Origin of the sequence: Bacteroides caecigallinarum, from assembly GCF_016902295.1 — a bacterium.
In the GTDB taxonomy this organism is placed as follows: domain Bacteria; phylum Bacteroidota; class Bacteroidia; order Bacteroidales; family Bacteroidaceae; genus Phocaeicola; species Phocaeicola caecigallinarum_A.
This window is the reverse complement of record NZ_JACJLQ010000037.1, coordinates 22,745-33,455: the sequence shown is the minus strand read 5'-3', so window position 1 is coordinate 33,455 and position 10,711 is coordinate 22,745. Positions and strand designations below refer to the sequence as shown.

The following is a 10,711-nucleotide window of genomic DNA, read 5'->3' as shown; positions in this document are numbered from 1 at the left end:
GCTGCCGGTAAATATTTTATTGCCTTTATTCATATGAATATACCAATGGAAGCCTTTGGAATCATTCTACCGTAAATCATTTTAGAGGAAAGATAGTGCAAACCGAGTGAAGCACAAAGTTTTCAAGCTTTTGTTTCTGGGCGCAGCCTATCTTATCAAAAGACAATGCTTCTTATTTTATAACAAAACAATCTAACTTTACTATTGTTTACATCAACAGTAATAAATTGCATCTTTTAGTTTTTGTAAGTATATTTGCATATATAAGTATTCCGTCAACTATGGATAATGACATCAAAGCATACGATACGTACCGCAACAGGACTTTCGGGGAAAAAGGACTGCCCGAAAATGTCCGTCACGAACTGAACATCGACAGTTTGTGCGAAAAGCTTGACTTTACATCATCATGTATAGGCAGACAGTATTTATATCACATAATATGCAAAGATGAGATTTCGGAAATCAGGGATAACGAATCTCTGATAAAGGAACTACATGATGACATTCCATTACGGAAACAGCTCATAGGGTTACTAGGGAGACTGAATAAACCTGATGCTTACACAATAACAGAGTTATTATACGGAAAGAATACTGATTATTCGCAAAGCTATATCAACGCAATCAATATCTGCCGGTGGATGCCGTTGGTTTTCCTTCTATGTACTTTTTTAAGCAACATTCCGGGGCAGTTTCTTATCCTTCTTCTTATATCATATATCGTAAACTGCTATCTGCATCTGAAACAGAAAAGTCAACTTTCATTATATTATTTCTCCATACCACAACTTTACAGACTTATTCAAACAGCTGGAAAGATTGCGGCAATCAGTCTATTTGCCGATACGGACAGAAATATCCATCATTACATCAACAATTTAAAGGAGCTGACCAAGAAATTGCGCTTATTCCGTATAAGTATAAATCTGGACAGCAACGCGGCAATGCCTTTATTCATGTTTACAGAGTTGCTGGACATATTCTTCCTTCATACTACAATAAATGTAATAAACTCATTCCGTCTGATTGATAGCAAACGTAAAGATATCGACGGTGTTTTCCGTTTCATCGGATTTCTGGACGTGATTTGTTCATTGTCTTTTCTTCGCGAAGAGCTACCTTATTATTGTCATCCCGCAAAACAGGATAATGACGAAAAGCTGTTGGCAAAGTCCGTCTATCATCCTCTGATAGACAACTGTATTCCAAACGACATATCAATATCCACGAAATCAATCCTCATTACCGGCTCGAATATGTCGGGGAAAACCAGTTTCATACGCACCATTGCGATAAACGCCATAACCGGCAAGGTTCTCAACACCTGCTTTGCGAATGAATTCAGAATTGACACGGACAGACGCATTCTTTCTGTGATAAATACTGAGGACGATCTAGAAAACGGGAAAAGTTATTTCCTCACAGAAACTGAAAATGTGAAAAAGGTATTCGACCGTGCTATATCGGGCAACTATCTTCTGGTATTCGACGAGCTGTTCAAGGGGACAAATACCGCAGAACGCATTTCCATCAATGCTGCTGTATTGAAAGAACTGGCAGGACATAACAATATAGTACTGGCTTCAACTCACGACAACGAGCTGACCTCTCTCCTTGACAATGAATACGAGCTTTATCATTTCTGCGAGGATATCGAGAACGATACTCTGGCTTTCGATTACAAAATAAAGAAAGGCACTGCCAATGAGGGTAACGCCATAAAGATACTCGGACTATACGGTTATCCGGATTATATTACAAAAGAAGCAGAAAAAATAAGAAACTGTGGTACTTTTACCGGCTCAAAGGAAAATAAATAAGACTATTATATCTTTATTCCATTTATTTTGCTTACTTTGTAGAAACTAAAAAAGAAAGGAATAGCTATGGCTAAAAATAAAAAAGAAAAAAAAGGCGGAAAAAGAATGAAGAAAAAAGAGATGTCGGAACTCATCATAAACTATTTCCGCAACAAACCGACTGAGGCTATAAGCCTTAAGCAATTATTCCTGGGACTGAAACTAACAACTCATCCTTCAAAAATGCTATGTACCGATATTGTGAAGGATATGACAGAAGACAACTTCCTGATTGAAGCCGAAAAGGGAAGGTGGAAACTGAATGACAGAGGTCAGATTATGACAGGAACCTTTATCAGAAAGAGCAACGGCAAGAACTCGTTCATACCTGACGATGGAGGGGAACCTATCTTTATTGCTGAAAGGAACTCGGCCCACGCCATGAACAACGATAAGGTGAAGATTTCTCTCTGTGCAAAATGCAAGAAACAGAAGATAGAAGGACAAGTGATAGAAATTCTGGACAGGGCAAAAGCTACATTTGTAGGCACACTGAAAGTATCGAAAAACTATGCCTTCCTCATCACAGAAACAAGCACACTTGCCAACGACATCTTTATACCTAAGGAAAAGCTTAAAGGAGCAAAGAATGGCGATAAGGCTGTAGTGAAAATCACAGAATGGCCGGACGAAGCCAAGAATCCTTTCGGCGAGGTTATTGATGTATTGGGCAAGGCTGGCGAAAACAACACTGAGATGCACGCCATACTGGCCGAATACGGATTGCCTTATACTTATCCACAGTCTGTAGAGGCTGCCGCAGAAAAACTGTCAGCAGAAATCACGAAAGAGGATTATGCCGAGCGTGAGGACTTCCGAGGTATCACCACATTTACTATCGACCCGAAAGACGCGAAGGACTTCGACGACGCGCTCTCAATCAGACAACTGAAACCGGGACTTTGGGAAGTAGGTGTACACATTGCCGATGTTTCGCATTATGTCAAGGAAGGCAGCATCATAGACAAGGAAGCACTGAAACGTGCCACATCCGTTTATCTTGTGGACCGTACGATACCTATGCTGCCCGAACGTCTGTGCAACTTCATCTGCTCACTGCGTCCTAACGAAGAGAAACTGGCTTATTCAGTGATATTCGACATGAACGAAAAGGCTGAAGTCAAGGATTATCGAATCAGACATACAGTGATAAAATCGGACAGACGTTTTACGTACGAAGAAGCTCAGAATATCATTGAAACCGGCGAGGGTGAATACAAGGAAGAGATACTAGAACTGAACAAACTGGCCCAGATACTCCGCGAAAAGCGTCTTGCTGCAGGAGCCATTGATTTCGACCGTTGCGAGGTGAGATTTGAAATTGACGAAAAAGGAAAGCCTTTGAGCGTTTATTTCAAACAGTCAAAGGAAGCGAACAAGCTGATAGAAGAGTTTATGCTTCTGGCAAACCGTACCGTAGCCGAACACATAGGAAAAGTTCCTAAGAACAAAAAGGCGAAGGTATTCCCATACCGTATCCACGACCTGCCGGACCCGGACAAACTGGACAACCTTAACCAGTTTATCGCACGTTTCGGATATAAAATCCGTACGAGCGGAACCAAGACTGAAGTATCAAAGTCTATCAACCGCCTGTTGAAGGATGTAAACGGTAAAGGAGAACAGAACCTGGTGGAAACAGTATCACTGCGTTCAATGCAGAAAGCAAGGTATTCTATCCACAATATCGGTCACTATGGTCTGGCATTCGACTATTATACTCATTTCACTTCGCCTATACGCCGTTATCCTGACCTTATGGTTCACCGTCTGCTGACACGCTATCTGGACGGAGGAAGAACTGCACAGGCCGACAAGTATGAGAGCATGTGCGAACACAGTTCGGCCATGGAACAGACAGCAGCAAGTGCAGAACGCGCATCCATCAAATACAAGCAGGTAGAATTCATGAGCGAACATATCGGAACCGCTTACGATGGAGTAATCTCCGGAGTAACTGAATGGGGTATCTATGTCGAGATAAACGAAAACAAATGTGAGGGTATGATAGCCATGCGCGACCTTGGCAATGACTATTACGAGTTCGACGAAAAGAACTATTGCCTTATCGGCAGACGTCATCATCAGAAATTCAGTCTTGGCGATGCCATCAAGATAAAAGTGGCACGCGCCAATCTGGAAAAGAAACAGTTGGATTTCGTACTAGCGGAATAAAAGTCCAATAAAATAAAAATACCGTTACAGTATCCTTATCGTGGATTACCTGTAACGGTATTATTTTTTATTTATTCAGATACTCGCAAAGTTTCTGGACGGCTCTTGCGCGATGACTGATCTTATTCTTTTCATCATTACCCATTTCAGCAAAAGTCTCAGAATAGCCGTCAGGCATAAACACAGGGTCATATCCGAAACCGGCTCCGCCTTTTCTCTCACGAATTATGCTGCCGTTTACTATTCCTTCGAAGAAATGTTCCTTACCGTCCTCAATCAGGCAGATAACCGTACGGAAACGGGCCTTGCGGTTTTCCTTGTCCTGCATTTCTGAAAGCAGTTTCTTCATGTTAGCTTCAGAATCGTGCCCTTCTCCTCCGGCATATCTGGCAGAATAAATTCCGGGAGCACCATTCAGAGCCTCAACTTCAAGACCTGTATCATCGGCAAAACAGTCAAGGCCATAATTCTCGTATATATACTGCGCCTTCAATGCCGCATTTCCTTGCAGAGTATCTGCTGTTTCAGGGATATCTGCATGACAGTTTATATCATTAAGGCTCAGAATCTCTACCTTGTCGCCCAATATAGCACGTATTTCCTCAAGCTTATGGGCATTATTAGTTGCAAAAACAAGCTTCTTCATAATCACTTAACTTTTAGAGGGTCAAAACCTTCACCATAAACTCCGACAACGTTACTTTGAGAAATAAATGCATTAGGGTCAATATCCTTAACCAGACGGAAAATATCGAGCGACTGACTCTTTTTGGCAAGAACAACCACTACCTTTATATCCTGCTTGCTGTACCATCCCTTACCGTCCAAAAGAGTCACACCACGGTTAATCTGAGTAGATATACCTTCAGCTATCTCATCATGCTTACGCGAAAATATAAGGAACTGTACGGACTGGCGTGCACTGTTAACCACATAGTCTATCACTATACTCATGATAAACAATACGCAGAAGCCAAACAAAACTCGTCTCCAGTCATGGAATATAAAGTAACAGGAAGATATTATCACTATATCGCAATACATTATCATTCTTCCAAGGGTTACATCCTTATACTTGTTTATAATCCATGCTATAATGTCCGTACCTCCTGTACTACCATTATTGCAGAATACTATTCCTATACCGAATCCAAGAAGACCGGCGCCTATTACACATGCCATAAAGTCCTGACCTGGGCCCAGCAACAAAGGCAACTTACCATCATCACCTTCCATAAGTCGCTGAAAAAGCCATAAGAAGAAAGTAAGAACGACAATAGCAAATATTGTCTTTACACTAAATTTAGGTCCAAGTATTTTCAGGGCAAACCCCATCAATATGGCATTGATAATAAAATAGGATATCTGTATCTCTATTCCTGTGACATAATATATAATCGCACAAATACCTGTTGCACCACCGGTGGTAATCTGATATGGAAGCATAAACGCAACCCAGCCAAAAGCATAACACATCAGACCAAAAGTGATGGCCAGGTAATCCTTAGATTCCCGGCCAAGTTTTCTTAAAAGTGATATTTCCATTTAGCTCAATCTTACAGAACGACATTTACTATCTTCTTAGGAACAATAATCACTTTCTTAGGAGTCTTTCCTTCAATCCATTTCTGAGACTGTTCCTCAGCAAGAACCGCAGACTGGATTGTGTCATTGTCTGCATCGGCAGCAAACTCCATAGTGAAACGTGCCTTTCCGTTGAAAGAGATTGTATATTTCACTGTATCTTCTTTCAGATAGTCTTCGTTGAATGCAGGCCACTGAGCATCACATACAGAAGTTGTGTTTCCAAGTGTTGCCCAAAGTTCTTCAGCCAAGTGTGGAGCAAACGGAGCAATAACAACCACAAGGTCTCTCAAAACAGCCTTGTTGCGACATTTCAATGAAGTAAGTTCGTTCACACAAATCATGAATGCACTGATTGAAGTGTTGTAAGAGAATGTCTCGATGTCTCCAGTCACTTTCTTTATCAGTTTGTGTACTGCCTTTAGTTCTTCTTTTGTAGCTTCACCGTCCTGAGGAAGGAATTCGTCATTACGGCTGTAGAACAGACTCCACAATTTCTTCAAGAATCTGTGAACACCATCTATACCGTTAGTATCCCATGGTTTAGACTGTTCGATAGGGCCAAGGAACATTTCATACATACGCAATGTATCTGCTCCGTAACGTTCAACAATCATATCAGGGTTTACTACGTTGTACATAGATTTACTCATCTTCTCAACTGCCCATCCGCACACATACTTGCCGTCTTCAAGGATGAATTCAGCATTGTTATATTCAGGACGCCAGTTTTTGAATGCCTCAACATCAAGGATATCGTTTGATACGATATTTACATCAACATGAAGAGGAGTAACGTCATACTGGTCTTTCAATCCGAGAGAAACGAAAGTGTTTGTATCCTTGATACGATATACGAAGTTGCTTCGTCCCTGAATCATACCCTGGTTTACAAGTTTCTGGAATGGCTCTTCCTTAACGCTTACACCGAGGTCGAACAGGAACTTGTTCCAGAAACGTGAATATATCAGGTGACCAGTAGCGTGTTCTGTACCACCTACATATAGGTCAACATTCTGCCAGTATCTGTCTGCCTTTTCCGAAACAAGGGCCTTATCATTGTGTGGGTCCATATAGCGCAGATAGTATGCGCTTGAACCTGCGAAACCAGGCATTGTATTAAGTTCGAGAGGGAATACGTTTACATTGTCTATCTTAGAGTTCTCAACCACCTCGCCGGCATTTACGTCCCAAGCCCATTTAGTGGCATGACCCAATGGAGGTTCGCCAGACTCAGTAGGAAGGAACTTGGCTACTTCAGGCAACTGCAAAGGCAATTTGCTCTCGTCAATCATATATGGCATACCATCCTTGTAGTAAACAGGGAATGGCTCTCCCCAGTAACGCTGACGTGAGAAGATGGCGTCACGCAAACGGAAGTTAACCTTTACACGTCCGAGGTTATGTTCTTTCACATACTTCTTTGTAGTAGCGATTGCTTCCTTTATTGTAAGACCGTTGAGGTTCAAATCGCAATAAGGAGTCGCTCCGGCCTTTGGAGAGTTACAAACAATACCTTCCTTGGCATCGAAGCTCTCTTCGCTTACGTCGCAACCTTCCACCAGCGGAACGATAGGCAAGTTGAAATGTTTTGCAAAAGCATAGTCGCGGCTGTCGTGAGCAGGAACAGCCATGATTGCACCTGTACCATAACCGGCAAGTACATAATCACTTATCCAGATAGGCACAGCCTCGCCTGTAAACGGATTTACCGCATACGAACCGCTGAACACACCTGTCACGCGGCGGTCTGATATACGTTCGCGTTCAGTACGTTTCTTTGTGCGGTCAAGATAAGCCTCAACTTCAGCTTTCTGAGCTTCAGTGGTGAGCTGTGGAACAAGTTCGCTTTCAGGTGCAAGAACCATGAAAGTAACACCGAACATTGTATCCGCACGTGTTGTAAAGATAGTGAATTCCATGTCACTGTCCTTAACCTTGAAGCGAACTTCAGCACCTTCCGAACGACCTATCCAGTTACGCTGTGTTTCTTTCAGAGAGTCTGTCCAGTCAACAGTCTCAAGTCCGTCGAGCAATCTCTGTGCGTATGCAGAAACTCTCAAGCACCACTGGCGCATCTTCTTCTGCACTACAGGATGTCCTCCACGTTCAGAAACACCGTCAACGACCTCATCGTTTGCCAATACAGTACCCAATGCAGGACACCAGTTCACCATAGTCTCGCCAAGATAAGCTATACGGTAGTTCATCAGGATTTCCTGCTGTTCCTTTTCTGACTTTGCGTTCCATTCTTCCGCTGTGAAACTCAGTTCTTCGCCACAAGCCACATCAAGACCTTCAGTACCTTTAGTCTCGAAAGCCTTAATCAGATTCTCTATAGGTTGAGCCTTACCGCATGAATTACAGTAATAGCTGTTGAACATCTTCTGGAAAGCCCACTGTGTCCAATGGTAATAATCAGGTTCGCATGTACGTACCTCGCGGTCCCAATCGAAGCAGAAACCTATCTTGTCGAGCTGTTCACGATAGCGTGCAATGTTTGCCGCAGTAGTTACAGCCGGATGCTGTCCTGTCTGGATAGCATACTGTTCTGCAGGCAATCCGTAAGCATCGTAACCCATAGGGTTAAGAACATTGAAACCCTGAAGTCGCTTGTAGCGAGCATATATATCACTGGCGATGTATCCCAATGGATGTCCGACATGAAGTCCTGCTCCCGACGGATAAGGGAACATGTTCAATACATAAAACTTCTTTTTTGATTCATTTTCCGAAACTTTGTAGGTCTTGTTTTCCACCCACTTCTGTTGCCATTTCTTTTCTATCTCCCTGAAATTATATTCCATAGCGATGTACTTTATATATTTGATTTTACGTTATTTATCCAATTTGTCCGCAAAGATACAATAAAAAAAATAAAGATACTCCAAAAGGCAATAGAATGAAAACAAAAAGCAGCGACAAGATAAAAAAGTATTATATACAAAATTTCTTGTCGCTGCCAACATTTATCCTAAAGCGCTTTAATATTCTATATTCAAACGATGATTACTCCGATTCCAAAAATTTTTCCGCCCTACCAGGTGTAAGCAATTCCCATAAAGATGCGACTACCCATCCGGGAGCAAAAATATCATTATAGTGTCCTTTACCGTTTTTGCCATAATCCCAATTTGTATGCTGGACAACTTCAGGATAAAATCCAACTTTTGCTATATCACACATGTGTCCTTCATAAGGCAGCAATTGCCGCATTGAAGTGTTCATAACATCTGCGAATTCAGAGAAACGCGGTTCATTATATTCCTTCGACAACCATCTGAGGACATCCGCAAAATCGAATACAAAAACATCGATATGATTATTCTCGGCAGAAACATTTCCCCAACCACGTGTTTTCAGTCCGACTTCACCGAGCATCTGTCCCTCAGCGAAAGGCACATCCCAAGTATAATACCATGACAATGCAAAATAAGCGGATTTCTTAGCCAAATCTGCATAATGCCGTCTTTCTTCTCCTTCCGTAACAAGAGCAAGATAATAGGCCGCAGTAGAAGCATATAACGAAGCCTCCTTGTCCTCACAATTCGCATCAAGGGTAGATGAAAAATAATCCGACCTTGATATTACCTCTTTTTCAAGATAGTTTACGGAACGCTTAGCTGCTTCCAGATAGTTTATATCATTAAAATATTTATAACCCATAACCAATGGCAGAGTAGCAGAAGCCGTGCTACCTCCACTTTTATCAACAGCGGAAAAATTATCTTTAAATTTTCTTGGGAAACGGCCATTCTTTTTTTGAAGTTTTACAAACATATCGAGCATGTGCCTGATTTTCATCTCCCACTCCATGTGTCTGCGTCCATGCTTCCTTTCATAATTCAGATAATACAGAACAGCATAAACTCCTTCCGACTGGCGGCGTATGCTATGAACAGAATTGATGGAATTGCGTTTGAAATCAATTACCTCGTTGAAAAAGCCTTTCTTAGAGAAGCCATGAGCCAGATAAGAATCAAAAACAGATCTGGCATTTGTTATCAGATCATCGCGCCGCATACTTTCACCATATTCCAAAGCATTAAATGCATTCAACAGAGTACGTCCTACAAAACCGACTTCCGCCATACCGGTCTTATCGCATGTAGCTGTATTCAGCTCGACTCCGGAGTAATATTTGACATTTTTATCACCGACAAAACTCTCTACAAAGAAATTGCTCAAGACTTCTTTCATCCTGTCGTCGGTATATGATTCATCGACAGGTAATGGTTTATAAACATCATAACTATATTCCCATAAGGACTTTACACAATCTGCAAAGTCTTCAGCACTTCTTTCTCTTATTTCCCAGACCAGCTTCATGCCATCTCCTTTTTTAAGATACTGATAAGCAGTAACAGGTGGCGCTAATGTCAGTTTCCTGATATATGTATATGGAGCTTCCTTATATGGATATCCAAAAGACAATGAGGCTTTTCCTTCAAGATTCTTAAATCCTGTATATCCCACAGATGTTTTACCTGAAAGCATCACTTCTCCCTTATTTCCTGAAGCGATAGCGTCCGACTCAAAACCATCTATTCTTATTACAGAATATAGTCTGTTGCTTTTCTCATCGAATATTGAAGTCAAAGGTGTGCTTAACCTGTCCTCACGTACTATCCAACTGTCTGATGAATGGAATGATGGCGCTTTCTTCGGTGAGCGCAAATTCTTACGATACCAAAAGCCGGGCATATAAAACAAACAATCATCATGTTTGGACTCTGTCGTTACAAGCTCACCAAAATTAAAATATATATCTTCTAAAGCCAGAACAGATAATGTCAGACGTATATTACCAGATACTTTCTCTACTTTCTGGGATAAAGTTACAGGTATTTCCTTACTACTCACAAGGTTGTAATCCAATCTGCTCCCTCCAACCTCATGCAAGGCCAAAGGATAACTCACAGCATCTTTGCCTGGGACTTTCAATGAAATCGTAGCTGACACATTATATCTATTTAATTCAATGGCATTCCCAACTAAAAATCCAAACAGGCACACTGTTATAAAATACACATTCCTCAACCACATAGCTTAAGCCCGGTTATATAAAAAAAGAGGATACATGAACACAA

Annotated in this window: 6 protein-coding genes; 2 read left to right on the top strand and 4 right to left on the bottom strand. The window is 41.5% G+C overall.

Annotated features, from left to right (window positions below; genetic code table 11):
• The first annotated feature begins 281 nt into the window (after positions 1 to 281).
• Entirely contained in the window at positions 282 to 1,823 is a 1,542-nt protein-coding gene (locus H6A27_RS11680) for a MutS-related protein (RefSeq protein ID WP_204508796.1), read from the top strand.
• A gap of 66 nt (positions 1,824 to 1,889) precedes the next feature.
• Positions 1,890 to 4,037 (top strand): ribonuclease R, encoded by a 2,148-nt coding sequence (gene rnr / locus H6A27_RS11675; protein WP_204508795.1) that lies wholly within the window; start codon positions 1,890 to 1,892, stop codon positions 4,035 to 4,037.
• 67 nt (positions 4,038 to 4,104) lie between these two features.
• Here rnr and H6A27_RS11670 read toward each other — a convergent pair whose 3' ends face one another.
• The 4 genes from H6A27_RS11670 to H6A27_RS11655 all read right to left on the bottom strand — a co-directional run bounded on the left by H6A27_RS11670 (position 4,105) and on the right by H6A27_RS11655 (position 10,667).
• Entirely contained in the window at positions 4,105 to 4,686 is a 582-nt protein-coding gene (locus tag H6A27_RS11670; RefSeq protein WP_204508798.1) for a non-canonical purine NTP diphosphatase, read from the bottom strand.
• Positions 4,686 to 5,582: a YitT family protein gene (locus H6A27_RS11665; RefSeq protein WP_204403859.1), complete on the bottom strand. Its 897-nt coding sequence runs from the start codon at positions 5,580 to 5,582 to the stop codon at positions 4,686 to 4,688. The genes H6A27_RS11670 and H6A27_RS11665 overlap by 1 nt, the downstream gene beginning before the upstream one ends.
• Before the next feature lie 11 nt (positions 5,583 to 5,593).
• Positions 5,594 to 8,428 (bottom strand): leucine--tRNA ligase, encoded by a 2,835-nt coding sequence (gene leuS / locus H6A27_RS11660; RefSeq protein WP_204508794.1) that lies wholly within the window; start codon positions 8,426 to 8,428, stop codon positions 5,594 to 5,596.
• A 202-nt stretch (positions 8,429 to 8,630) separates the two neighbouring features.
• Complete coding sequence (locus tag H6A27_RS11655; protein WP_204508793.1) at positions 8,631 to 10,667, bottom strand: hypothetical protein; 2,037 nt, start codon at positions 10,665 to 10,667, stop codon at positions 8,631 to 8,633.
• Between the last annotated feature and the right edge of the window lie 44 nt (positions 10,668 to 10,711).

What these genes read in the sequence shown, in the direction of transcription:
- rnr (WP_204508795.1), top strand. Translation starts at nt 1,890, where the DNA reads ATGGCTAAAAATAAAAAAGAAAAAAAAGGCGGAAAAAGAATGAAGAAA.
- leuS (WP_204508794.1), bottom strand. Translation starts at nt 8,428, where the DNA reads ATGGAATATAATTTCAGGGAGATAGAAAAGAAATGGCAACAGAAGTGG.
- H6A27_RS11655 (WP_204508793.1), bottom strand. Translation starts at nt 10,667, where the DNA reads ATGTGGTTGAGGAATGTGTATTTTATAACAGTGTGCCTGTTTGGATTT.
- H6A27_RS11665 (WP_204403859.1), bottom strand. Translation starts at nt 5,582, where the DNA reads ATGGAAATATCACTTTTAAGAAAACTTGGCCGGGAATCTAAGGATTAC.
- H6A27_RS11680 (WP_204508796.1), top strand. Translation starts at nt 282, where the DNA reads ATGGATAATGACATCAAAGCATACGATACGTACCGCAACAGGACTTTC.